This window comes from Fictibacillus fluitans, assembly GCF_030418125.1.
Lineage (GTDB): Bacteria > Bacillota > Bacilli > Bacillales > Fictibacillaceae > Fictibacillus_C > Fictibacillus_C fluitans.
This window is the reverse complement of sequence record NZ_JAUHTR010000011.1, coordinates 84,819-111,046: the sequence shown is the minus strand read 5'-3', so window position 1 is coordinate 111,046 and position 26,228 is coordinate 84,819. Positions and strand designations below refer to the sequence as shown.

Here is a 26,228-nt window from a genome sequence, read left to right as displayed (position 1 = left end):
TTTGCTTGAAATCAACAGATTCCTTATTGTGCGTCGACTGTGCGGAATCGGGTTGCGATCTGGCGAAGCTCTTGGTCGATGTTGTCAAGTAACTGTACATAAGCCTCCATATGGCGGCGGGATTGTTCGAATTGGTCGAAGAAGCGTTTTTTCGTTGCTCCATCCCATTTCCCTTCAAGTGATTGAAGTGCCTGGTAAAGCTGTTGTGTTTGCTGGCGGCTGTTGTCGGATCCGCTTCTGAATTTTTGTGCGATAGCTTCTAGTTCTTCTGGTGTTACGAGGATTCTTACTGACATTCCTTTCATCTCCCTTTTTCCATTATGAGGCAAATATACAATACATTTACCCAGTTAGATATATCTGAAACTCTTTTTCATCCTATTTACCTATGCAATTTGGTACACATGTACCTGCGCGGCTGCTCTACATTTCTAGAACTTGGTTTTTATCACGGACTATAGACTCCCATTGGCTCTGTTCTTGTTCGGTAATAAATGGAAGAGCCGCTTTAATCCTCGTATGTTTTCCTTTAATAATATATCCGTTACCCGCCGGCAGCTCCTTATCGGTCTCCGCATGCGGAAGGCGCATATTAAAGAAGTACAAATCGTTGCTTAATGTGGAGCCCAGCAGGAATCCGGCAAACTTCTTCTTGATGTTCATGAACCACGCATCATGCATATAGCTGTTCATGCTCGTAAGCGAGCCGGCCATGATAAAGTGAATGTTCTTCTGCCGTGCTTCCCTTGTCAGCTTTTCCAGGTGATCCTTAATTTCAAAATCCATGTTCATCTGCTGCATGAAGTTCTCAGCGTCATCCATCACAATGACAACCGGAGAGTAGGCATTTTCCTCCTGCCCGCTTCCCCATCCAAAGGAAAGACTGTCGGCCTTGCGCTCGTCCATTTTAGCGGTGATCTCGTTAAACAGTTCCTTCGCCTGCATAAAATCAGTGGCATACCCTTTAACATGCGGGAATCCGGCCATGCTCATGATTCCTTTGGACTGCGGCTCCATCTCAATCAAATAGAGATCGATCTCTTCGGCTCGGTACTGATACATCATCGACAAGGAGAGAGACTGAAGAAGCGATGTTTTGCCCGATTCCACACGCCCCGTTACAAACACATGGTCCGCGTCATCCAGATCCAGCGACTGAATATCAAGATCTTCCACATCAACACCGTATGGCAAAAGCCTGGTATCGGCAGGCGGGAATTCATCAAGCAGCCGGTTGAGCGAAATTTCAGCCGGCAGCATCTGGATCGGCTTGGCACGCTCGTTCTGTGCCGCCTCCATCATCTTTCCGGACAGCTCGCGGATAAAGGACACTTTCTCAAGCTCGCTGCCTCCGTTATAAGGAAGCATTGCCTGAAAAATGTGCGGCGGATTGTGGCCTTTCACAAAGCCCCGGCCCTCCGGCAAATTCACCGCTTCAAAGTTCGGCCGGCCGGCCGCATAGTAATAGTCGGTCGGATCTGCCAGCTCAAACGCCACCATGGATGTGAAATTGCTTCGGTAGCGCTCGTACATGTCATTGGTCTGGTTCGCCGTCACAAATACGAGGATGCCGTAAGTAGCCCCTTCACGCAGGATCGTTTCAAGCTTTTCATTTTCAAACTCAAAGGTAGACCGGAACCGGTGATAGCCATCAATGCAGAGCAGCAGCACCGGCAGCGATTTTTTCGTAATACTGCGATACGTTTCCAGGGAGCTGACGCCTTCATTGGAAAAGAGTTCTTTGCGCACCTGCAGTTCCTTCAGGAAATAACGGAACAGACGCTGCATTTTTTCGGTATCTTCTTCATGCACCACACCGCCCACCTGGGGAAAGCGGGAAAAGTCCTTCATTTGCCGGCTGAAGTCAATAATATAGGTGTACAGATCGTGCGGACCGTGATGATGGAACAGCGACAGCAATATCGACTGCAGGAACGTTGTTTTTCCGGTTCCCGGCATGCCAAATGCCATCAGGTGCCCTTCCTTCAAATCAATGTGCAGCGGATACTGATCCTGATTTTCCACGTCATCAATGATGCCGGCAACGGGTTCCATCCATTTGCCTTCTTCCTTCCATGTATCCTGAGTCCAGTGGTCCGTATCCACCAGACTTGTAATCGGCAGGCTTTCGGGCAGCGGCTGCAGCCAGGGACCAGGAAGCGGACGGACTCCGTTCCTTTCGGCTTCTTCCTTCATATGGCGGATTAGCACCTGAATTTGCTTTTCCGCGGTTATGCTTTCGGTTTTAATTTTCTTCTGCACTTCATCCGTGCCGTCCAGCTTCACTTCGGAAATGGTCACGATGTTGTTTTCTTCATCGCTTTCCGGATAATAGCCGGCGCCGCTCCACGCGGACTGGAAGTATTCGAGCACTTCATTGTTGCCGACCTGAAAATACGCGCGGCCCGGCACATTGATGCTCGAGGCGTTCGGTATCTTGATCATCTCGCGGCTGTCATTGTCATCCTGTACACGAAGGCAGACACGGAACCGCGAGTTGCTCCAGATTTTATCGTCGACCACTCCGGCCGGCTTTTGGGTGGCCAGCAAAAGATGGACCCCAAGCGTACGCCCGATTGCGGCAATGGAAATAAGCTCGTCCATAAATTCCGGCTGGTCCTTTTTCAGCTGGGCAAATTCATCAATAATAATGAACAGGTGAGGCAGAGGTTCTTTCGTCTTCCACTCCGATTTGAAGTATTCATCAATATGCTGGATGTTGCCCGCGCGGTTGAACAGCTTCTGGCGCCGTTCAAGCTCGGCACGAAGCGATATTTTCGCCCGGTTGATTAAGTTCGGATCCTCGAGGTTGGTAATGGTTGCCACCACGTGCGGAAGCCCTTGGAACGTGTTCGACATCCCGCCGCCTTTATAGTCGATCAGCATGAACGCCATGTCATGCGGATGGTAGGTGGCCGCAAGCGAAAGGATCATCGACTGGATGACCTCACTCTTCCCGGATCCCGTTGTACCCGCCATCAATCCATGCGGTCCATGCCCTTTTTTATCGATTTTGTCATGAATGTTCAAATAAACCGGTTTGCGTCCTTCCCTTACCCCGATCGGAACCGGCAGGGTGTCAGGATAGCGGTTTTCTTTCCATTTGTTGATCACATCAAGTTCTTCCACCCGTTTCACACCATACATATCGAGGAAGGAAAGCACCTTGGGAATTACGCCGGCAGAAGACTGCTTCACCCGGAGAGGGGCAATCATCCGTGACATGTTCTGCGCTTCAAGGAGCGAGAAATGATCAATGGCAATTTTTTCAGAGCCTGTAAAATAGACAACTTCATCCTGATCATTCGAGAATGTCTCGTAAAGCTGGGCGACACCATCCCGCACCTCCACAATGAGCTCGCACTCCATCGGAAGAGCTTCCTTCGTTGGCGCCAGCAGCACGGCCGACGCTCCGATCGCATCCCCCTGCTTTAAAATAAGAGGCAGGAGGGAATCATCCTCCAGCAGCGCCAGGCTTGGCAAAAAGAACACATACTCCGGCACGTGGATCACGTCATTGCCGTCTTTCCCCTCCTGCTCGAGCCTCCGGATATTGAGCTTGCTGTAAAGCCGTTCAAACAGCTTTTGGGTCATAAGCTTTCCTTCTGCCACATAGCGGCGTTCGCGGTCATCATTCCATACGTGCGGAAGCCACTTCATCCAGTCCCACTGCTCACTCTCGTTTTCCGTATAGGCGGTTACGAGCTTCACCTCTTCCGGTGACTGATGTGTAACGAGCTGAAGCGCCAGCACGCGGGCCATCTCAAGGATATCTCCGCGATCCCCGACAAGTCCCACCACACGCTTTTCCTGCAGCGGTATGGAGACCGGCACATTCTGAAGCTCCCGGTATTCGTTCTGCAGCTTTTGCGCTTCCGCAATCAATGGGTTCACATCATACCCATCCTGTGCGGGCACCTCAATCTCCATTTGAAAAGGGCGGGATCCGAGGCCAAGCCTCAAATCCATAAAGTCTTCTGAGTTATACGCCCGTTCCCACAGTGAGCTTTTTCTGTCGGCAATCCTGCGCACACAATCCTGGGGATTCGGATCCTTATCCCGCAAAAACTGGGACTGCCTGCTTTTTAAATCTTCAATTTCGGCATGATGCTTCTTGATCTGTTCATAATATTCGTTGTGCAGCTGCTCCACTTCGATACGGTACTTTTTCTTTTTCCTGAAATGGATGATGATCGTCGCAATGTATGAGCCAAGCATCGGAATGCTCATCGCCATCATAAAAATGGCATAGCTCGCGCTGTTGTACATCGTTTTCGAGATGTAGTACATGATCCCGACCGTAGCGAGTGTCAGAAAAATCGGTATAATCATGGACTCGATTGAAAACGTCGGTTCACTCGGTTCTGCTTTCGGACGGTGGACGACCAATCTTCCTGACGGCATCGCCAGCTTCAGCCGCGGTGCCCGTTTAAAATACGGCGATTTTCTCATGCGGTCCCCTCCTATTCAATAATCTTCCATGCGTAGCCGCTTTCGGCCTGTACCTGGGCCTGATCCTCTTCTGTATAATCATCGGCAATAAAATCATCTTCTTTCGGCAATGACGACTGCCCCTCGCGGCAGAACCTCATAAATGCTCCGTCCCAGATGCCTGCATCGCTCAATGATTTCTTTTTCTCCAGCCGAAACCAGTTCTTTTGATTAAACGAATATTCGAGGTCATAGGGCTCTTCTCCCCAGCCCCGTTCAAATCCGAGCCACTCGTGAAGCGCCCCGGCCACTTTTTTACTTTCCAGATGATTGGGCAGGCGCAAATCCCGCTCCTGGTCATTATGTATAAACGTTAAAATAATGTCTTCCATACTTCTTCCTCCCTACCAGGCGATATCCAAAAAGGAAAGATCATCACTTAACGGAGATTGCAGCGACTTTTTCACAAGAATCTGCAGCTGATTGGTCGCAGGCAGCTTTTTCAAGCCGTCGATTGCCGAAAATCCGTCCGAATAGACCGCAACCCGCCGGATGTTATGCTGCATGCTTCCTGTTACGACTTGAATCTCCCCGCCAATAATGCCGTCTTTGGTCGACCAGCGCTTTTTCGTGTCCGGCGTGATGTCCGGATTGGAAATCTCTTCAGCCTCACCCCAGAGCCTGAGCCGCAAATCTCCAGAGGAAGCGAGGAAAACCCGTGCCTCACGCGTAATATGATCGGTCATGTCGATCCGTCCACACAAAAACATCGTCTCGCTGCCTTTTGTCCGCTTCTCCTCAAGCACTTCCCTCAGGATCGGCGGCATGGAACCCGGCAGCCGGTGCCTTCTGATCGCATCAGTCCCTTTGGCTGTCAGCTCCCCGAGGTGTTCTGTCAGTTTTTCTTTGATAAAGGACTCATCCTTTAACTCTTCAGCCGTCTGGCTTCCCAGCCATTGAAGCAGCTCTTCGGATAAAAAGCGTGCCGCCAAATCTCCGCAAAAGGACAGGCTGACCCCGTCGCACACGGCAAACACAAGGCTTCTATCCTTCACTTCAAACGCGAGGAAATCCTGCCCGAAATCGTCCGCTTCCTGTGTTTCATTGGCTCGCGCATAGCCGTATCGAATGGAAAAAGGATCACGGTACAAAGAAGATACCGGTGTTTCTTTCTTTTGGTCACTGTAGAACGTGTACATGAATTCACCTCAAACATGTTGGATTTTTTATCGTACAGGTGTGGCAGCAGACATTTGGAAGCCAAGCGAAACGAGGTCAGCATTCGTGCCCGGCAGCATCATCAGCGCTCCCGGTTCAATTTTATAGCCGGTTTCAATCATCATTTCACGGTAGCTTTCCGGCAGCGGGCTCGACAAACGCTTCAGCTTGTTGCCGTAGTCTTCGTCCAGCACGGTTTCATACATAATGCCCGGCCATTTTTTCGAATTCTCGATAGGCCTGGACAGAATTTCATCCGAGATAAAAATGTTTTCGACCAGCACTTTGCCATCCGACACGGAAAGATTCATGATCCGCTGCACGATCGGCTCTGGGTCCTCCCCTGTATACGCACCATCGGTCATATGGCAAATTAAAGGCGCAGGGCAATCCTTCATCTTATCGAGTTCCTGAAGCAGAATTTTTTCAGCAGCCGAAAATGCCTTGGCCGTATTCGTCAGGCGCTGGGTCTGCACATTATCAAGCGGCTTCATGCGGGCAAGCTCATCAATGCTCTTGATGCCGCCCAGCACATCAAAAACGTTGTCGCTGTACGCCAGGATCGATACTTTATAACGCGGGCTCAGCCGGCTTCCTTTTGTTGACCGGAAGACCATCTGCCGGATCGCCGAATTCAGCGCGCTCGTCACGACATCGATCCGTCTTTTTTCCTGGCCGTTCCCCGCATCCACCAGCTGGTTCATCGAGGCACTGATGTCGAGCAAGTACATAATATACGCAGGTGTCTGTTGTGTTGCTTGAAGGCGATAATCCATTTATTTTCGGTCCCCTAGTTTAAAAGATTTAGTTAGTCCTACACTACATTGTAAGGAAAAAGGCAGTAAAAGTGTAGGTCGGATAAGCAATTCAGCTTACTATGTGACTATTTCCCTATTTCCTGCTTTTTACTGCAGGATTTTCCAGAAGAATTTTGCGTTTTGGCGGTGTTGTGGTGTGTTTAGTTGCGGTACGGGGACATTTAGTTGCGGTTCGACAAGAAATAGTTGCGGCTCAGCGGATTTTACTTGCGGTTCGACACGATTTAGTTGCGCTTCGACAAGAAATACTTGCATATCACGTCATTTTCATAATCGCTATCACTCCGCAAAACAAAAAAGCCCGGACAACTGTCCGGGCTTCTTAATCATCTATCTACTCCACCAGGAAGGCAAAGTAACAAACAAAGATAACAAACAATACATACATGATCGGATGAATTTCTTTGGCGCGCCCTTTCACGAGCATCGTTACCGGGTACATCACAAACCCGAGCGCGATTCCTGTGGCAATGGAGTAAGTGAGCGGCATGGCGATGATCGTCAGGAATGCCGGTACGGCGATCTCAAGCTTTTCCCACTGGATTTTGCCAAGCACACCGACCATGAGTACACCGACTACAATCAAGGCCGGGGCGGTTACCGCCGGAGTTACCACTACTAATAGCGGCGAGAAGAACAACGCTAATAATAGGAACAAACCTGTTACGACAGAGGTAAAACCTGTACGGCCCCCTGCTGCAACACCGGAGGCTGACTCAATGTAAGCCGTAGTGGAAGATGTACCAAGTGTTGCACCAACCACGATCGCTGAGGAATCCGCCAGCAATGCTCGTCCCGCACGCGGAAGCTTGTTTTCTTTCATGATGCCTGCCTGGCTCGCTACCGCCATGATCGTTCCTGCAGTATCAAAGAAATCAACGAAGAAGAATGTTAATACAACGACGATGAGATGCGGCGTAAAAACTTTATCGAAGTTCGTGAACGCTTCGCCAAATGTTGGCGCCAGGCTCGGAACAGAACCGACAATTTTGGAAGGCGCGTCAATCAGGCCGAACATCATGCCGACAACAGCCGTGATGACCATTCCGTAAAAAATACCGCCGCGCACACCGCGGACAACCATCAAAATCGTTACAATGAATCCAAAAATCGCAAGCAGTGTATCCGGTTTGGTCAGATGGCCAAGACCTACAAATGTTGCTTCATTGGAGACAACAATTCCTGCACTCTTCAAACCGATAAAAGCAATAAACAAACCGATTCCGCACGCGGTTGCGTATTTCAGCTCAACCGGAATCGCGTTAATGATCGTTTCACGAATCTTAAAAATGGTAATCGCAATAAAGATAATTCCGGATAACAAAACCCCCGAAAGAGCGGTCTGCCAGGGAATCCCCATGCCAAGCACAACGGAAAACGTAAAGAACGCGTTCAGTCCCATTCCCGGTGCAAGCGCGATCGGGTATTTGGCCACGAGGCCCATGAATAACGTACCGTAAGCCGCAGCAAGAGCTGTTGCGGTAAACACGGCACCCTTGTCCATGCCTGTTTCGCCCAATACGGACGGGTTAATAAAAAGTATATAGGCCATGGACAGGAACGTTGTCAGTCCTGCGATAAATTCTTTGCGGTACGTGGTACCGTGTTTGTCGAAGTCGAAGTAATTCTTCATGTTCATCCCCCTGATTTCTCTAAATATGAAAAGATTGTTTTCGTACCACTGATGTGTTTGAAAGCAGTTGATTTACGTTCCAGGGTGCTCGCTTTCCGCGGGCGGGCGTGAGCCTTACCGGCGTAAACGCCTACTTCCTCGTCGCAAGCTCCTGCGGGGTCTCACCTGACCCGCTTTTCCCGCATGAGTCTCGCCCCTTGCACTCCAACCAACTGAACAAACGAAGAACATGGAAGTATGCAACAATCTTCTATAAAAGCCTATAAAAACAAAAAAGCTCAAGGCGCGTTTCTGCCTTGAGCTAACATACAAAGGGAACGGAAAAAGATATGACAAACCTGCTGCAGCTGCTGCAAATCACATATACAATTCCATGTACCTTCGTAGTCAGGCCATTTACGGCAGCCTGGTAGAAACTTTTGGGCCATATTCCCAAATTTATACGAATGACTTAAGCATCACGGTAAAAGCGGTCTAAAGCTTTGTTCCTGTGACTTTTATACTGTTTACATGGAAATTATACAAATATCTACACGTTTCGTCAATCTATTTCCGAATATTTTTATGGTAAGTTTATCTAACGTTCGTATTTTACTCTTATTCCCACTCGATAGTTGCCGGCGGCTTGGACGTAATGTCATACACCACGCGGTTGATGTGATCCACTTCGTTTACGATGCGGGTGGAAATTTTCTCAAGCACTTCATACGGAATGCGCGCCCAGTCGGATGTCATTCCGTCAATGGATGTTACGGCACGGATACCGATTGTGTAATCGTATGTTCTCATGTCACCCATCACACCGACACTGCGGATGTCCGGAAGAACGGTAAAGTATTGCCATACATCACGCTCAAGACCTGCTTTGGCGATCTCATCACGCAAAATAAAGTCGGATTCACGCACGATTTCAAGCTTCTCATCCGTAATTTCCCCAAGCACACGAATGCCAAGACCCGGTCCCGGGAATGGCTGGCGCCAAACGATGGCATCAGGAATTCCAAGCTCTGTTCCCACTTTTCGGACTTCGTCTTTAAAGAGGGTATTTAATGGCTCGATCAATGTAAACTGCATATCTTCAGGAAGCCCGCCAACGTTATGGTGAGATTTGATCGTTTGTGCCGTAGCTGTTCCGCTTTCCACAATATCAGTGTACAGCGTGCCTTGAGCAAGATAGTCCACACCTTTAAGTTTGCTTGCTTCTTCATCAAATACATAAATGAATTCATTGCCAATGATTTTACGTTTTTTCTCAGGGTCGGAAACACCTTTCAGCTTGCCAAGGAAACGGTCCTGGGCATCGACCTTGATCACATTCATGTGGAAACCTTCGCTGAACGTTTTCATGACACTGTCCGCTTCCCCTTTTCGGAGAAGGCCATGGTCCACAAAAATACAAGTCAGCTGGTCACCGATCGCTTTATGAATCAGCACGGCAACAACAGAAGAATCCACTCCGCCGGAAAGCGCGCAAAGAACACGCTTGTCACCGACAATATCACGGATCTTTTGAAGCTCGTCCTCAATCCAGTTTTCCATCGTCCAGTTGCCCTCGCACTCACAGATCGAGAAGATGAAGTTGCGAAGCAGTTCGTTGCCATATTCACTGTGGCGCACTTCCGGATGGAACTGCACTCCGTAAAGACGGCGGGAAACATCGCTCATCCCGGCTACAGGGCATGATACGCTTGTTACATCGGTAACGAACCCTTGCGGCGGCGCAAGAACAAGGTCGCTGTGGCTCATCCACACGACTTGCTGTTCCGGAAGGTCCTCGTACAGCTTGGACTCATTTACAATCGTAATTTCTGCTTTTCCGTACTCACGGTGATTGGCTCGTTCAACTTTTCCGCCAAAGTGGTGGCTCATCAGCTGCATGCCATAGCAGATCCCAAGAACCGGAATCCCAAGGTCAAAAATGGCTTCATCCGCGGATGGCGAGTTTTCCGCATAAACGCTGTTCGGCCCGCCGGAGAAAATGATTCCCTTCGGATTAAGCTTTTTGATCTCTTCTGCAGTGGTTGTGTGCGGAAGCAGTTCGCTGTAAACGCCAAGATCACGAATACGTCTTGCGATCAGCTGATTGTATTGGCCCCCAAAATCTAAAACGACAATCATCTCACTGGCTAAATTCATTCTGTCAGTCACCCCATCTATTGATCTTTCCGTAGTATTTGCAACAATTACCCCCGCATATCCTTTTGCTATAAAAAAACCGGAATTCCGACTCTGTTTTTTTATAGCAAAAAAAACAAAGGCAGAATTCCGGTTTATGCATCAAGAACCCTGCCTTCATAGTCAGGCCATTTACGGCAGCCCGGTAGAGACTCTCGATCCTTATTATCGAGGATATACGAAGGTGAATCATATATACGGCTTAATATCTTAAGCACATTCTAACAATGGCATGTCGGGCGGTCAACCCCGCAGGCTTTTAATTAAATTTTCCCACAATTTACGGTTGGTATCGTTCCAGTAATCCCTGCTGTCCCGCCTTCCGTATTGCAGCGATTCATACGCGGAAGTGAGCATCTTCATGTCTTTTGTATCCAGTGACCGGTCCACATAGGCGGCATATTCCCTCAGTGTGAAAGCCGGGTCGCGCTTTAAGCCGTACAGCTGAGCCAAATACAATAGGCGGTGATAGGCCTCTGCGAAGGTACCCTCGCCCTTTTCCCTTCGGAACTTCCAGATGTAATACTGACGCAGCCATTTCTTCCGGAATAAAGCGACGGAAAGCACAGCTGCCAACACAATGATCAGCGTTACAAAACCGGCAATGTTCAGCCCGGAGTCGCTTTTCTTTGCCGCTTTATCGGCACTCTTCTCTTTTTGTTCCGGTTTAATTTCGTTCTTCTTCTTGTCTTTTGGAGCAGCAGGAGCAGCAGGAGCGGCAGCGCTTTGAATTTCTTCTTCAAATGTACTCGGATTGGAGAAACCGCGCGTTGGTTCGAACGGCACCCATCCTACACCTGAAAAATATACTTCCGGCCAGGAGTGGGCATTGGCATTGGTGATTTTGTACGTTTTGTAGTCTTTATTTGTTTCCTGGTATTCACCGTACGTGAATCCTTTCACCCAGCGGGCCGGAATGCCGACCGACCTCAGCATCACCACCATGGCGGATGAAAAGTTGTCGCAGTAGCCTTTTTGGGCCTTGAACAAAAATTGGTCCACATAATCCTCATTCTTTTTCGGCGCCCGGACATTGACCGTATCATAGCCGAAGTTATTGAGAGCAAAATAATTCTCCACGGCTTTGGCTTTGTCGTACGGATTATCGAGCTTCGAGGTCACCCTGGAGGCGAGCTGCTTCACGCGTTTTGGCAGTTTCGTCGGCAGCTGCAGGTAAAGGCCCGAAACATATCTTGGATAGTCTCCCCCGCTCTCGCGAAGCTTCTTCTCATCATACTGAGGCAGTTCATAATCCATCTGGTAGCTTTTCAGCTCGGTTGTGCGGTTCTGGCTGAATGTATTGATTTTCCCGGTCTGGGGATGCATCAGAAAATTCACATCATCCCGGGCGCGGAGCGAAGTAATCACACCTGGCGATACGATGAATGGATACCGTTTGGTCATCTTAATGGAGGCTTTTTGCTTTTCCATCTCAGCACCGCCCGGCTCAATCAGGTTGGAGCCCAATGCGTTGTATTCAACATTTTCCCGGTCCAGGAACAACGGTTCATCCCGCTCGGAGGTCTCCCACCCTTTGCCTGTATACGTATCCTTCGTTTCCACCCGCCAGTAATGGCGCTCTTTCACTTTGGCCGTAAACACTTCCTCGTAGTTGAACTTGAACGGGCCGCCGAGCCGGCTGTCATTGGTATCGTAGCCGATGCGGCCAAACGAGTTGCCATCTCCCGGAACGTCTTCTCCCGAGCTGGAAAGTGCAGAAAGAAACGGGACTGGATCCGGCCATTGCGGAGACGCCTTTGGAGCGAGCAATCCGAGTGTGGACGACAAGGCGATCACAACGGTCAGCGGCACCATCCACATTACCGGAAACCGGCCTTTCATCAAGGAAAAGCCTTCCTTCTCCACAATCTTCATGATCCGCAGAATTCCCACAAGGATGAGCCCGATAAATACCGTTCGGACAATCGCCACCTTCGCATCATACGGAGTGAACGTATCAAGCACCGTTATATAGAAAACCGTCATAAACAAGAAAAGGAAAATTCGCTTGGTCTGCATGAGCCAGTAATTCATGAGATAGCTTACAAGCCAGAGCAAAATCAGGAACAGCAGTGACCGGGTAACCGAGGACAAATCGGTCCAGTTCCGGCTCCAGATCATCGCTATGTTGGCCTGGATATCTCCCAGCAGATGCGGAACCCATTGAAAGGAAAGAAACAGATCCGGATAGTAGAGAGAATGGAGTGCATACATAAGGGCAACGAATTTGACCGGAAACGAGATCCACCATGGCCATTGGAAATAGGTGACCAAAAACAAAAACGCGGTAAATACCACAAAGACGTGGGTGTCTTCGGTTGACGAAATCTGGTTCAGCGGCCGTAGCCATTCCCAGAGCAGCATGAAACCCAGAATATAAAGCACAAGAGAGTAAAGAGAATACGATCGTTCTACTTTATATGCTTGCACGATTGGCACCTGCCTTTAACGCCTCATTGAAATAAGGCCCGTAAATGGCTGTGGCCGGGATTAAACCATTGTTTAACCGGTGGATATAGGTTAATTCCTGCGGATGGAGCCTGTCGTTCGGCGACATGTAAAAGAAAACCACGTTCGCCTGGCGGGCCGAAACCATTTCCAGTGTCTTCAGCATGACATCATCCAGCAGCGGGGATATAACCACAACCGTCCGGCTCTCCAGCCGGCCTTCCGTAAATTCATGGCGGAGCCATTCATAAAAAGGCTCCTTTAGACGGGGCTGGACCCCTGCCAGCTCGTGAAAAATCCGCCATTCATGGTCGGTGCCGGAATTCATCGGCACCCTTTGCTTGATTCGGCTGCTGTGAAGGCCGAGTGATGCCCCTTTTTGCACCGTATAATGGGTGATGGAAGCCGCAAATGATACCGCCTTTTCAAACAGCAAACCATTATCTTTATAGCTCGCCGCAGACTGGTCGAGCACGATGACATAATCGTTATTCCGCTGGTGTTCAAACACTTTTGTGACCAGCTTGTTGGAGCGCGCGCTTGCCTTCCAATGCAGCCAGGACAGCCGGTCCCCCTGCACATAATCCCTGACGCTCACGCTTGACGTATAATCGGTCATTGAATTTCTGCCGGACTTTTGAACGCCGTTTTGGAGATGTTTATCCATATCCAGGTGCTCAATCTCCTGATAGCGGGGATAAATAAAAACCTGGTCGCTCAGCCGGACCTTTATTTCCTTTTGGACAAAACCGAATACATCACCAGTGCGAAGCGAAACGCTGTTCAGCTCATATACGCCTCTCGGCACCGGCTTGATCCGGTACAGGTAGACCAGCTTCTTCTTAAACAACGGAAAAAACAGGACACGGGAATGAATCTGGTCCTCCTCCCCGTCATGCAAAGCTTCATTATATAAAGGAGAGGGAATTTCATCGTGAATGATGAGGTAGAACAGCGGAAACGGCGTCTTGCGTTTCAACTCAATCGTTACCACCAGTTCCTCTCCGGCCATCATAAGATCCTTGTTCAGCGTGCGGGTGATTTCAATCTTATGAAGCGGATAGAATACCATGGTGACTGTATAGGCAACGAAAGGAAGCATGCTGTAAAACAAAAACCAGCTTACAAACCCTCCCTGGAACATGGCGTATGAAAAAAGCAGTCCAAGCAGGATCATGATGCCGGCCAGACCAAGTGGAGTTTTGTACTTGCTGCCCAATTTCCACGCTAACCGTTTCATCTGGCGTGCTGGCCTTTCTGGATGGGTACAGGAACACGGTTTAGCAGGTCCATTACAACAGACTCCGCTGATTCTCCTTCAAAGCGCGCTTCCGGTTTTAAAAGGATCCGGTGAGTCAGTACGTACGGCGCAAGATATTTCACATCGTCCGGTACTACAAAATCCCGGTCCATAATAAATGCGAGCGCCTGGGAAGCCTTCATGAGCGCAAGGGATCCCCGCGGGCTTGCTCCCAGGTAAATAGAACGGTGGTTCCGCGTACGGGTGACAAGATCAATAATGTATTTTTTAACGGTATCGTCCACATAGACTTCCGTTACTTTTTGTTTCATCTCCTGCAGCTGCACGTTGGTAACAACGGGCTTCAGGGTATCAATGGGATGATCATGAATCATCAGGCTGAGTATGGACATTTCTTCGTCTGGAGTGGGATAGCCCATGTTGAGTTTCAGGAGAAAACGGTCCAACTGGGCTTCTGGGAGCGGGTAGGTTCCTTCATATTCAATCGGGTTCTGGGTTGCCATCACAAAGAAAGGATTGGGAAGGATATGTGTGTGGCCATCGATGGTAACACTTTTTTCTTCCATGGATTCAAGCAGCGCGGACTGGGTTTTTGGTGAGGTACGGTTTATTTCATCGGCCAGAATTACATTGCCCATCAACGGGCCGGGCCGGAATTCGAAATTCATTTCTTTCTGATTAAAAATGGAAACACCGGTAATATCTGAAGGCAGCAGATCCGGGGTAAACTGAATCCGGTTGAACTGCAAACCGAGGGATTTCGCGATTGCACGCACCATCATCGTCTTGCCGACGCCTGGTACGTCTTCAAGCAACACATGTCCGCCTGCAAGCAGGGCAACAAGGCTGAGCTCGGAAATTTGCTTCTTTCCTACAATTACGTGCTCTATATTCTTAATTACCGCATCAAGTTCAGAACGATAACTGTCATACCTGGCTTTATTGACACTCATTAGAATCCCCCTTCATAATCGGCTACTAGTGGGCATACCATACTCTGGATATTCCCGTACTTTCTGCCTTATAACCCTCATCCCCCAAATTCAGCCTAGGCGATCGGACCTATATTTATAAATTCGGAGACCCTTGTCTTTTCTCCTTTTTTTCGACAAAAAAATTACAAAGGCATCAACCCCAACAAAAAAAGCCGCAGGGAAATCCCCGGCGACTTGTGTTCGGCATCGTGAATGTTTACTTTTTAGCCGATGACTCTATGAAATATTTTACACCGGCCACTGTACCAATGCCAAGTAATGCGTACTTTAATCCCACCAGTGTAGCGTGAGGCGATACGCCTGATTCCCAGAACGAATACAGCACGCCAAGCACAATGGCAACGATCGGAATATAACGGTTTGAAACTCTGGATGTCTGACGGATGGCATACAAAATGACGGCTAACCCAACATACGGAGCGAATTCATTGATGTCCATAGGAGAGCCTCCTTAAAAGTGGAAGATATTTATTTTATTATATTGGTACACTTTCTTTCGTATGACTCTAATCGTTCTTCAAAGGAATTAGCAATGTTATGCATAGATGGCAATGTAAACAACTAGGAGTTTATTCTCTTGTTATATAAAGCCTCCTCCCATTACCATAGAAATATTGTTTTATAAGGAAAGGATGCATGAAATGCCCGAGTTCCTTCTGATTATTTTCATTTTTTTAATTTTAATTGGTACTAGTTCGATACTAAACGTGCTTCTAAAGATGACAGCAAAGAAATATTGGTTCATTTCAGTATTACTAAGTGCTGGTCTTTCGGTTATGATTTTCGCACTATTAAGCTCATAAACCCGGAAATCCTCCGTGTTATTTTGTTTGAATTTGTCTGTAAGGACAAAAAGCTGTAGATATTTCTCGGGAAATGATGAACGAAAATAGCGTAAGAGCATTAAACTTGTGATTTATTTTCATAGGCGTAATATGTTTACCGTATACGTCAAGGAGGCACACCGATGAAACAACTTTCACGAGCACAAACCGCCTTTCTGCTTATGTTCCTTGTGATTTTATGGGGAATCAATTGGCCGTTATCCAAGATGGCACTTAACTACACACCTCCCCTTTTATTTGCAGGAATCAGAACAATATTGGGCGGACTTATCTTACTTATTTTCGCACTTCCACGGTTGAAGAAGCTTCGTTTTAAAGAAACATGGCACTTTTATTCTATTTCCGCATTTTTCAACATCATCCTTTTTTACGGACTCCAAACGTTAGGACTCGGGTACGCCCCGGCCGGATTATTCTCGGCCATTGTTTTCATTGAGCCCGTGCTGCTTGGAATCTTTTGCTGGCTATGGCTCGGGGAATCAATGTACGGGTTAAAAATAATCGGGTTGTTCCTCGGCTTTGCGGGTGTGGCGATCATCAGCGCCAGCGGGTTTACAGGAGATATTTCCGCAATCGGCATTTTGCTCGCGCTTGGTTCCGCTATCGGCTGGGGGCTTGGCACCGTTTATGTGAAAAAGACTGGTGACCGTGTCGACGCCATCTGGATGGTTACCATACAGCTGCTAATCGGGGGAATCTTCCTTTTAGCAGCAGGCACTGAGTTTGAAAGCTGGTCAATGATCAAATGGGAAACACCCTTTATTATTAATCTGGTTTTCATCTCTACCTTTGTCATTGCCTTTGGCTGGCTTGCCTTCTTTACGCTGGTCGGTTCGGGTGAAGCGAGCAAGGTTGGATCCTTTACCTTCCTGATCCCCCTCATTGCTATCCTTTGCAGTTCGTTTCTGCTGCATGAAAGCATCACCCTTAATTTGGTCGTTGGGTTGTTGTTTATCGTGGTAAGCATCATGTTTGTGAATATGAAGCTTAAATCGAAGACGCTGGATTCTAGTGTTTAATAGTACTAAAAGGCTGTTTCCTTTATGGGAGCAGCTTTTTTTTTTATCCACACACTCCCTTTGCAGATTGGTTTACCCTTTTATCGAACAGAATCACCAATTTAATAATTGGGTAAATTATGTATCAGCGTAAATCTTTTCATACTGGCGAAGTATATGTTGGACATACATACAGAAACCCCGCCTTCACGAGAAAGGAGGGCACATATGAAAACCATTCGGGGCCGACTGCTGCTGATGCTCGTTCTTTTTATTCTTATTCCTTATTTCTTAACCGTCGTCATCCTCTATGGCGTCACCAAAAATAGCGTGGAGCGGCACGAGCTGCAAAACAGCCGGGCGCAAATGCAGAAAAACGCAGAGGAACTTCAGCAGTACTTTGGTGATCTGGTGGACCTGCCGTATATCCTATACCGCAATCCTGATTTATTCAGGATTTTTCAGCACGGGTTCAAGGATTCCATTTACCTGGATCAGTCCTCCATGGAAAAAAGCCTGGAGACCTTTTACCTGATGCGAAAGGAAATCCGCCAGCTCCGGTTTTACATCGCAAGAGATCAGGAGTCGTTCACCGTTTACAACGCAATTGTCAGTACACGCAAACACCGGCCGAACGTTCTGAAAGAAAAACCTGTTCAACATCTGCTTTACTCCAGGCAAAAGTACATCATAGAACCGCCACACCCACTGAAAAACTACAATAATGTAGCCATTGTTCCTCAATCAGATAACACTAAAGTACTGACCATTCACCATAAGATTACAGACATCCTTTCGGGTCAGTTCCTCGGCATCATGACGATGGACATCAATCCTGGCACTTACTCAGGCATCATTGAAAAAGTGGAACAGAAAAATGGCGCGTCTGTTCTGCTGGTTGATGACCACAATCATGTGATGTACGGAAACAACCGGTCCCTCTTTGGCAAACAGGTACCTGCTTCCTTAAAAAGAGAGATGAATGCCCCGCAATCGAAGGAAAACATCGTCTTGTCTCAAAGTCTGTCAGGACCGCTCGACGGGTGGAAACTGGTCAAAATTACGCCAGGCGATGTCTTATTTTCCAATGTCAGAAAGACAGCTTACACCAACATTTTGATCGGCCTTGGTGTGGGTCTGCTCGGGCTGATCATGATCGGCTTCATCTCCTATCGGATCACCCGTCCGATCCAGGAGCTTAGCGACAAAGTCCGGTCCATTGAAGGCGGAAAAATGAATGTGCCCTTCGATACGAGCAGAAAAGACGAGATCGGCCATTTGGAGACGCACATTGAGGAAATGATGCACCGGATCAACCTTCACATCGACCGTGAATACAAGCTTGAAATTGAAAACCGGAAAAACCAGCTCAGCGCACTTAAATCCCAGGTTAATCCGCATTTTCTCTTCAATGCGCTCCAATCCATCGGGGCTGTTGCCCTCCGGTCCAAAACACCACGAGTGTATCAGCTGCTGACGTCTCTCTCGAAAATGATGAGATATTCCATTCAGGCTAACCAATGGGTTATGGTGAAGGATGAAGTGGCCTATATCAAGGCATATCTAACCCTGCAGCAGGAGCGGTTCGGCCGCTCGCTGAACTATTCGATTGAGCTTGGTGACGAGATCATGCAGACGACCATTCCAAGCATGATTCTTCAGCCGCTCGTGGAGAACTTTTTTAAACATGGGTACGAAAAAACGCATCAGGCCCACCTTTCCATTTATGGGACACTTGAGAAAGAGTTTTTATATCTCTTTGTAGAAAACAACGGACCCAGCATGGGTGATGAAGCCCTTCAGGAGTTAAAAGAGAACATCTACGTCTCCCCTGCTGATGGAGATTATTCAAATGAACATATCGGGCTGAAAAATATATACGACCGGCTTCTGTTAAATTACGGACCAGGCGCTAATCTGGAGATCGATACCCTGCTAGAAAAAGGGTTCCTGGTGAAACTATCTATTCCCCTTACAGAATCAACGGAGGGAGAGGAGGATGGCCATGAAAGTACTTATCGCTGATGATGAATTTAATGTACGGGACGTGATTCGCCATTTGGGGCAATGGGAAGCCAATGGGGTGACCCAGCTATTGGAAGCAAGCAATGGAGATGATGCGCGGCATATCATTGAAACCGCTCAGCCGGAACTAATCTTTACGGATATTAAAATGCCCGGCATGAACGGGATCGAGCTCATCGAATGGCTGAACACCATTTCCTATCCCGGAAAAGTGGTGATGATAACCGGGTATGACGATTACGCGTTTATGCGAAAAGCCATCCAAAATAACAGCTTCGATTATTTGCTGAAGCCGATAGAAGAAGAATCATTTAACGCCACTCTTGAAAGGGCGGCCAATGCCTGGAAAGAAGAACAGCAGAATCTTCTTTTCACCGAGGATGCCAAACGGCTACGGCTTAACCAGGTAATCACAGCCGCCTGTCAGGGGGAACCGGCCGAGCTGGAATTGGCTGCACCTTTCCTTCCTGAAGCGGAAACCTATGAGGTTACCCTTCTTTCGTTCTATCAGATGCACCAGCCTGACGCTCACCTTCATGATTTGGCGGATCACCTTTTGGAAGGACGGCTCGGCTATGCCTTCAAGCTTCAGCATCAGCATAACTCCGGATTGGTGATCACAGTGCCCGGAGAGTGGCTTGCGGCTGAGGAATGGCTCTTCCACCACCTGGACATTCCCGTCCGGCTGGTAAGCGGGAAAATCAAATCACTGGACGACCTCCCCCTCCTTTTTCCCAAACTGCAAAAGGAAATGGAGGAACAGAATTTCCGTTCCATCCAGCGGCTTGATGAACTGGAAGCTTCCCGCCGCATGCAGGACATTATTTCTTACGTTGACCATTACTATATGGAAGACATTACACTGGAGAATCTTGCGAACCGCTTCTTTTTCAGCCGGGAACATATCTCGAGGAAGTTCAAGCAGGAAACCGGAATGCCGCTGTCCAAGTACCTGACCCGGTTAAAAACGGAACAGGCCAAATACTGGCTGCGGGAAACAGATGAAAGCATCTACTCGATTTCCTCCATGCTTGGATATCAGGATGAAAAGTACTTTTCCAAACTGTTCAAAAAGGTCGTCGGTGTCACGCCGTTCGAGTATCGGAACAGCGAAAGACAGGAGTAGGATCATGAAAAAGCTTGCTTTAATTCTGTTGACCGGAGTAATCAGCCTTTCGCTCGTGAGCTGCCAGAATCCCGACGACCGGGAAACGAAAAAGACGCCGCCACCAAAGCAGGACATCACCCTGACGGTCCGAAATCCGAAGGTGGAGATTTCCACGCAGTTCGAGCAAATGGCCAAAGCCTATGAAAAGAAAAATCCCCATGTGAACATCGTGATACATACGGTAGGCGGTGCAGCGGATACATTATCTGACCTGAAGGCAGAGATGGCCAGCGGCAAAGCGCCCGATATTTTTACCAACACGGGCTTTGAAAATGCGAAGCTGTGGAGAAAATACCTGGAGGATTTGTCCGATCAGCCTTGGGTAAAAGATGCCTATGGTGATGCTCTTACGCCGGTCACATTGAACGGTAAAATTTACGGGATGCCGATGAATCTCGAAGGCTACGGGTTGATTTACAACAAAGAGCTATTCCGAAAAGCCAGCATTACCCGTGAGCCGCGAACATTGAGCGAACTGACCGCTGACGCCAAAAAACTGAAAAAAGCGGGCGTTACCCCATTTGCGACCGGTTATTATGAGGACTGGAAACTTGGTGTCCACCTGTTGAATATCGCGTTTGCCATGCAAAAAGATCCGGATGCATTTATCCAGCGTTTGAATAATGGAACCGCACGCATTGACCAAAACCCGGCATTTAATGATGTGCTGGATTTTCTGGACCTTACCTTGAAATATGGGACGGCAAATCCGCTGACGACCGACTATACGGCGGAAGTGAACAGTTTTGCCAACGGAAAAGCAGGCATTATCCTTCAAGGAAACTGGATTCAGCCCATGATCAATGGGATCGCACCCGCCATGAAACCGGGATTGATGCCGATCCCGATTAATGAAGAACCTTCCAATGAATCCATTGTGGTAAGTGTTCCGAATTATTGGGTGGTAAATAAGCAGGCTTCCCCCGAAGAGAAAAAAGAGGCTAAAAAGTTTTTGAACTGGATGGTCTCGTCCACCAAGGGAAAAGCCTACATGACGGAAAAGTTCAAATTTATTCCTGCCTTCAAAACGATTAAGCCTGAGAACCCCGGTCCGCTGGCCGACGAAATCATGCAGCACTATAAGGAAGGAAAAACCCTCTCTTCCAACTGGTTTCATTTTCCCGTCGGCGTCCGGGATGAATTTGGCGCCGCCATGAAAATGTATGTTGGGAAAAAACTGACCCGGGAGCAGCTTCTTCATGAATTCCAGAAGTCCTGGGAACGCTCGATATCGCAATAACACGTTAAGCCTCCAAAAGGGGGCTTTTTTTGATCCTCATTTTTCCTATATCAATATAAGACGAAATCCACGTCAATATGTGCCATATCCAAGCCTGGCGCCCCTGCCCTATAATTCAATGTGTAATAAACAAGGTTCACCTGCCGCACGGTTATGACAGGTTTACCGCAAAAAAACATTATAGGAGGAAACAAAATGAAAATTCAAAAGCTGGCCGTAAAGGCTTCAGCCATATCCATGAGCGCCTTCATCCTTTTTGGAGCAGGCGGGCCAGAGGCTTTCGCAGAAACAGCAACAAAAGACTATAAAGAAACGTACGGAACATCGCAGATTACCCGCTCCGACATGAAAGGCATGATTTCGCAGCATGGAGATGACAAGTTCGAAGTTCCGAAATTCGATGCATCCACCATCAAGAACATCCCTTCTGCCCAGAAATATGACAAGGACGGCAACCTGATCAAAATGGACGTTTGGGATACCTGGCCGCTGCAGAACGCTGACGGAACCGTTGCGAACTACAAAGGCTACAACATCGTATTCGGACTCGCCGGTGACCCGAAGAACGCCAATGACACGTTCATCTACATGTTCTATAAAAAAGCAGGTGACAATGGCATCGATGCCTGGAAAAATGCCGGCCGGGTGTTTGATGACAACGACAAGTTCAAAGCGAATGATCCTTACTTAAAGCATCAGTCTGAAGAATGGTCCGGCTCTGCCACCTTCACGTCGGATGGCGAAATCCGCCTGTTTTATACCAATCGTGAACCGTTCACACCTGAATCTAAGCATTACGGCAAGCAAACGCTGACTACCGCACAAGTTAACGTGTCTGAAAAAGACAGCAGCACCCTCGACATCGATGGTGTACAAGACTACAAGTCCATCTTTGAGGGCGGAGACAGCAAAATGTATCAAACGGTTGAAAAAGCATTTGGCGGCGGTGACTACAACGACAACCATACGCTAAGAGATCCGCATTATGTAGAAGACAATGGCCGCAAATATCTTGTATTTGAAGCAAATACCGGCACTGAAACCGGTTACCAGGGCGAAAATCAGCTTTACAACCAGGCTTACTACGGTAAGAGCAATGCTTTCTTCCAGACTGAAAAGAACAGCCTGCTTCAAAGCCCTAAAAAGGATCTGGCCGAAAAAGCAAACGGCGCCATCGGCATCATTGAGATCAATGATGATTACACGGTGAAAAAAGTAATGAAGCCACTGATCGTTTCCAATACCGTAACCGATGAAATCGAACGTGCCAACGTATTTGAAAAAGACGGCAAATGGTACCTTTTCACAAGCGCACGCGGTTCCAAGATGACGATTGACGGAATTGATAATGAAGACATTTACATGCTCGGCTATGTTGCCAACTCCCTGGACGGCCCGTTCAAGCCGTTGAACAAAACAGGCATCGTGCTGCATCAGGACCTTGATCCTAACGATATAACATGGAACTACGCGCATTATGTAATTCCTCAAAAGAACAGCGACAATACGGTCGTCACAAGCTATATGACCAACCGCGGGTTCTTTGAAGACCACAAGTCCACTTTTGCGCCAAGCTTCAAGCTGAAGATCAAAGGACCGAATACCTCGGTTGTTAAAAACAGCATCCTGAACCAGGGTCAGCTGACCGATTAACCTACATTTAAAAAGAAAATGTCCGTACCCCGGCATTTTCTTTTTTTATATCATGGAAAGGAAGGTGAATGGACATGAAGGTAAAAGGAAACAAGAAGCTGCTGTGGGCGGTTACCGCTCTCATTTTACTCAGTGTATTGGGCTTTGGCCTTTACCAGCTGATGCAGCAGCCAACTGACAACACGCCAGAGAAAAAGGAAGATATGCCATCCTACCGGGCAGCGTACCATTTCACTGCACCGGACCATTGGAAAAACGACCCGCAGCGGCCGATTTATGCTGACGGGAAATATCATTATTACTATCTCTATAACAAGGACTATCCAAAAGGCAACGGAACCGAATGGCGCCATGCCGCCTCGGAGGATTTGGTTCACTGGAAGGACGAGGGCGTCGCCATTCCAAAGTACACGAACGAGAATGGTGACCCCTGGTCCGGATCGGTTGTCATTGATAAGGAAAACACGGCCGGCTTTGGCAAAAACGCGTGGATCGCCGTCCTTACCCAGCCTTCAAAAGACGGCGGCAAGCAGGAGCAGTTCCTGTGGTATAGCAGAGACAACGGAATAACCTTTAAATCTTACAGTGACAAACCCGTCTTGGCCAACCCTGGCACAAAGGATTTCCGCGATCCGAAAATCATTCGGGACGAGCAGCACGACAAATGGGTCATGACCATGGCTGAAGGAAACAAGATCGGTTTTTACGAATCAAACAACCTGAAGGACTGGAAGTATACCAGCAGCTTTTCCACCGATAATCTTGGTGTTCTTGAATGTCCGGATCTATATATGATGCGTGCTGATGACGGAACCATGAAATGGATGCTTGGCTTCAGCGCCAACGGCTCAGCAATAGGCGAACCGAACACGTACGCCTACTGGACCGGCAGCTTTGACGGAAGCACCTTTACCCCTGACCAGGAAAAACCGCAATGGCTGGATCACGGCTTTGATTGGTATGGCGGTGTTACGTTTAAGAACGGCGCAGCGAACGATCCATACGAAAAGCGCTATGCGTTTGCCTGGATGAACAACTGGGCGTATCCGCATAACACCCCAACCGTAAAAGAAGGCTTTAACGGCATGGATTCCGTCACCCGGAAGATCGAGCTTAAAACTGGAGATGACAGTTCCTATTATTTGGCCTCCGAGCCCGTAAAAGCACTTGAACAGTTAAAAGGTAAAACCAAAACCTATGATGAAATTGAAGTGGATGGCACCAAAACATTGGATGTGAAAGCTGATGTTTATCAACTTGAGACCGATATCAGCTGGGACGAGGCTAAAAATATTGGCGTAAAACTTCGTGAATCTCATGATAAGAAGCATCATATCGATGTGGGAATTAATGCAGCAGACCAGTATTCTTATGTGAACCGGTCATTTACAGACCATCCCGATAAAGAGAACAAATTTACCGAGAGCAAGGCACCGTTTGATGGAGAGAAGAAAAAGGTTCATCTGAAAATATTAGTGGATAAAACGAGTATCGAAGTGTTTGTGGATGATGGAAAGACGGTACATTCGAATTTGGTTTATCCAAGATTTGAGGATGAAGGGATTTCATTGTTTTCTGATGGAGGGAAATCAACTTTCCACAACATCAAAATCAGTCATTTGAAAGAGAATCGATAAAACAGAAGCGTCTTATTATGTGTCCATTATCGGATTTCTTAAAGCATATTCAGGCTCAAAACCCCCTATACAGAAGGATTGAACAGAGTCCTCCCTTCACTTATTTTGGTTAATTTCCAAATATGTTTGCAATTCCTGCAAATTCTTGTTATGATGGTTATAGATTATTTTTGTTCGGTGTAGAAAATTAATACCTAGAGCAGGGATAGTAATATATTGTGTGGCAACGCACTAGGAGGCAACATACATGGAAACAGGTACAGTAAAATGGTTTAACGCAGAAAAAGGTTTTGGATTCATCGAACGCGAAGAAGGAGACGATGTATTCGTACATTTCTCTGCTATCCAATCTGATGGCTTCAAATCTTTAGACGAAGGCCAAAAAGTAACTTTCGACGTTGAGCAAGGTGCTCGTGGAGCTCAAGCTGCTAACGTTCAAAAAGCATAAATTGCATTTAAACAGGATCTTGATTAATCAAGATCCTGTTTTTTTATGGTTAAAATTCATAACGACGCAAAAAGCCCCGCTCCAAACTGGAGCGGGGCTTTTTACAAGTAATAAATCGTGTTCTTCACAGGATAGTAACAGTATACCATACTATTTGAAAATAGCAGTGAAATAATCGGTTAACCCTTACATTTTTATTATGACACCACATTCAGGCTCAGCAGCAGCTCTTTCATAGCTTTTAACTCACTTGTGCTATAGATTGGCTCTTTCGTTGCCTGCAGTTCCAAATATCTCTTTAATTCTTCCTGAGAACTGATAAAAGGAGGATTACGTTCACTCGAATTCGTGACAAAACTGGTTAAACGGTTGTTTTGATCCTGCGGATAGCCAAAGTACAGGATTCCCTGCACCCACTGGCACGGTAAGTTTTCACGGTTTAAAAAGTGATGCAGGCTCCCTGCCGTGATTTTCACTTGCTGATCCAGGTTTCCATCTCCGTACCGTGTGATTTTCAGGGTGCTTTCCCGTTCCGAAGTAGTGTCAGGCTCACTCACCCCTTTTACGACAATGGTACGTTCATCTGTGTCTTTTAAGTCTCCAAACAATTTATCCAGTATGAAAGAAAACTCCTTGGCCGTTCTCTTGGAAATACCATGCAGCACATCTCCTGCCCAATATTTGGTCTCAATCATATAGATGCCTGTTCTCATTAAAACCAAATGATCAATTTGCCTGGAGTTGAACCCTGCCATGGTTGTATTCGTGGTATGAGGTATAAACACATTTCCCATGATGAACATATCATCGTAATTCAGCATGCCCCTCTCCACAAATTCTTCCTTCACCATGCCGAGAAACGTATGGGTAAGAATCTCACCTTTATCCCGTTTATAACGCAGCAAATGATTGATGTAGTTGTTTTTTTGCAGCAGCTTTTCTTCAAACAATTGTTTAAGGGCTACTTGTTCTTCCGCAGCCTTTGCCAATTCCCTGTTTTTCTCCTGCAGAAGTTTTTCCTCGGTGATTTCCAGCGTGGCTGCCGTCTGAAGCTGTATTTCTTCGATTTCCGTTATCTTTTCTCTTTTTATCTTTTTCAATTGTTTTTGATGAAGAGCCTTTGCATCCTTTTGCCGTTTATAAAGAAAGATGCAGAGCACCGCTAACACAACAACTAAAATGGACAGTGTAATTACCATTTTAACAAGCTCCTTATGGGAAAATTAAACCGATGC

At 47.5% G+C, this 26,228-nt stretch carries 19 protein-coding genes and 2 riboswitches; of the genes, 7 read left to right on the top strand and 12 right to left on the bottom strand.

Going from position 1 to position 26,228, the window contains the following annotated elements; genetic code table 11:
- Nucleotides 1-23 precede the first annotated feature (23 nt).
- The 11 genes from QYB97_RS18490 to QYB97_RS18440 all read right to left on the bottom strand — a co-directional run bounded on the left by QYB97_RS18490 (nucleotide 24) and on the right by QYB97_RS18440 (nucleotide 15,418).
- Nucleotides 24-296: a WXG100 family type VII secretion target gene (locus QYB97_RS18490; protein ID WP_061975586.1), complete on the bottom strand. Its 273-nt coding sequence runs from the start codon at nucleotides 294-296 to the stop codon at nucleotides 24-26.
- A gap of 127 nt (nucleotides 297-423) precedes the next feature.
- The gene (gene essC, locus QYB97_RS18485; RefSeq protein ID WP_301167499.1) at nucleotides 424-4,452 is read right to left on the bottom strand and encodes a type VII secretion protein EssC; all 4,029 of its coding nucleotides are present in this window, start codon (nucleotides 4,450-4,452) and stop codon (nucleotides 424-426) included.
- Between the two features lie 11 nt (nucleotides 4,453-4,463).
- Nucleotides 4,464-4,823, bottom strand: coding sequence for a hypothetical protein (locus QYB97_RS18480; RefSeq protein WP_301167498.1), 360 nt, complete (start codon nucleotides 4,821-4,823; stop codon nucleotides 4,464-4,466).
- A 12-nt stretch (nucleotides 4,824-4,835) separates the two neighbouring features.
- Complete coding sequence (locus QYB97_RS18475; protein ID WP_301167497.1) at nucleotides 4,836-5,630, bottom strand: hypothetical protein; 795 nt, start codon at nucleotides 5,628-5,630, stop codon at nucleotides 4,836-4,838.
- Nucleotides 5,631-5,657: 27 nt separating this feature from the next.
- The gene (locus QYB97_RS18470; protein ID WP_301167496.1) at nucleotides 5,658-6,425 is read right to left on the bottom strand and encodes a vWA domain-containing protein; all 768 of its coding nucleotides are present in this window, start codon (nucleotides 6,423-6,425) and stop codon (nucleotides 5,658-5,660) included.
- Nucleotides 6,426-6,801: 376 nt separating this feature from the next.
- A complete protein-coding gene (locus QYB97_RS18465; RefSeq protein ID WP_301167495.1) occupies nucleotides 6,802-8,100 on the bottom strand; it encodes an NCS2 family permease in 1,299 nt (432 codons plus the stop codon).
- Between the two features lie 364 nt (nucleotides 8,101-8,464).
- A riboswitch (purine riboswitch) is annotated at nucleotides 8,465-8,566 on the bottom strand.
- A 131-nt stretch (nucleotides 8,567-8,697) separates the two neighbouring features.
- Nucleotides 8,698-10,236 (bottom strand): glutamine-hydrolyzing GMP synthase, encoded by a 1,539-nt coding sequence (guaA, locus tag QYB97_RS18460; protein ID WP_301167494.1) that lies wholly within the window; start codon nucleotides 10,234-10,236, stop codon nucleotides 8,698-8,700.
- Between the two features lie 139 nt (nucleotides 10,237-10,375).
- A riboswitch (purine riboswitch) is annotated at nucleotides 10,376-10,477 on the bottom strand.
- Between the two features lie 41 nt (nucleotides 10,478-10,518).
- Nucleotides 10,519-12,705, bottom strand: a complete 2,187-nt coding sequence (locus QYB97_RS18455) for a transglutaminase TgpA family protein (RefSeq protein ID WP_301167493.1) — start codon at nucleotides 12,703-12,705, stop codon at nucleotides 10,519-10,521.
- Nucleotides 12,692-13,963 carry a DUF58 domain-containing protein gene (locus tag QYB97_RS18450; RefSeq protein ID WP_301167492.1) on the bottom strand — a complete coding sequence of 424 codons (1,272 nt, stop codon included), beginning with the start codon at nucleotides 13,961-13,963 and terminating at the stop codon, nucleotides 12,692-12,694. The genes QYB97_RS18455 and QYB97_RS18450 overlap by 14 nt, the downstream gene beginning before the upstream one ends.
- A complete protein-coding gene (locus tag QYB97_RS18445; RefSeq protein ID WP_301167491.1) occupies nucleotides 13,960-14,937 on the bottom strand; it encodes an AAA family ATPase in 978 nt (325 codons plus the stop codon). Before QYB97_RS18445 ends, QYB97_RS18450 begins: the two co-directional genes overlap by 4 nt.
- Before the next feature lie 238 nt (nucleotides 14,938-15,175).
- Nucleotides 15,176-15,418 (bottom strand): phage holin family protein, encoded by a 243-nt coding sequence (locus QYB97_RS18440; RefSeq protein ID WP_301167490.1) that lies wholly within the window; start codon nucleotides 15,416-15,418, stop codon nucleotides 15,176-15,178.
- Nucleotides 15,419-15,946: 528 nt separating this feature from the next.
- Here QYB97_RS18440 and QYB97_RS18435 point away from each other — a divergent pair.
- From QYB97_RS18435 to cspC, 7 genes are all read left to right on the top strand, one after another.
- A complete protein-coding gene (locus tag QYB97_RS18435) occupies nucleotides 15,947-16,843 on the top strand; it encodes a DMT family transporter (protein ID WP_301167489.1) in 897 nt (298 codons plus the stop codon).
- A gap of 207 nt (nucleotides 16,844-17,050) precedes the next feature.
- Nucleotides 17,051-18,847, top strand: a complete 1,797-nt coding sequence (locus tag QYB97_RS18430; protein WP_301167488.1) for a sensor histidine kinase — start codon at nucleotides 17,051-17,053, stop codon at nucleotides 18,845-18,847.
- The gene (locus QYB97_RS18425; RefSeq protein ID WP_301167487.1) at nucleotides 18,828-19,973 is read left to right on the top strand and encodes a response regulator; all 1,146 of its coding nucleotides are present in this window, start codon (nucleotides 18,828-18,830) and stop codon (nucleotides 19,971-19,973) included. Before QYB97_RS18430 ends, QYB97_RS18425 begins: the two co-directional genes overlap by 20 nt.
- A 4-nt stretch (nucleotides 19,974-19,977) precedes the next feature.
- A complete protein-coding gene (locus QYB97_RS18420; RefSeq protein ID WP_301167486.1) occupies nucleotides 19,978-21,255 on the top strand; it encodes an ABC transporter substrate-binding protein in 1,278 nt (425 codons plus the stop codon).
- Nucleotides 21,256-21,450: 195 nt separating this feature from the next.
- Nucleotides 21,451-22,908: a glycoside hydrolase family 68 protein gene (locus QYB97_RS18415; protein ID WP_301167485.1), complete on the top strand. Its 1,458-nt coding sequence runs from the start codon at nucleotides 21,451-21,453 to the stop codon at nucleotides 22,906-22,908.
- A gap of 74 nt (nucleotides 22,909-22,982) precedes the next feature.
- A complete protein-coding gene (locus QYB97_RS18410; RefSeq protein WP_301167484.1) occupies nucleotides 22,983-24,545 on the top strand; it encodes a glycoside hydrolase family 32 protein in 1,563 nt (520 codons plus the stop codon).
- A 247-nt stretch (nucleotides 24,546-24,792) separates the two neighbouring features.
- Nucleotides 24,793-24,993 carry a cold shock protein CspC gene (gene cspC / locus QYB97_RS18405; protein ID WP_283892153.1) on the top strand — a complete coding sequence of 67 codons (201 nt, stop codon included), beginning with the start codon at nucleotides 24,793-24,795 and terminating at the stop codon, nucleotides 24,991-24,993.
- A 197-nt stretch (nucleotides 24,994-25,190) separates the two neighbouring features.
- Here cspC and QYB97_RS18400 read toward each other — a convergent pair whose 3' ends face one another.
- Entirely contained in the window at nucleotides 25,191-26,192 is a 1,002-nt protein-coding gene (locus tag QYB97_RS18400) for a nuclease-related domain-containing protein (protein ID WP_301167483.1), read from the bottom strand.
- Between the last annotated feature and the right edge of the window lie 36 nt (nucleotides 26,193-26,228).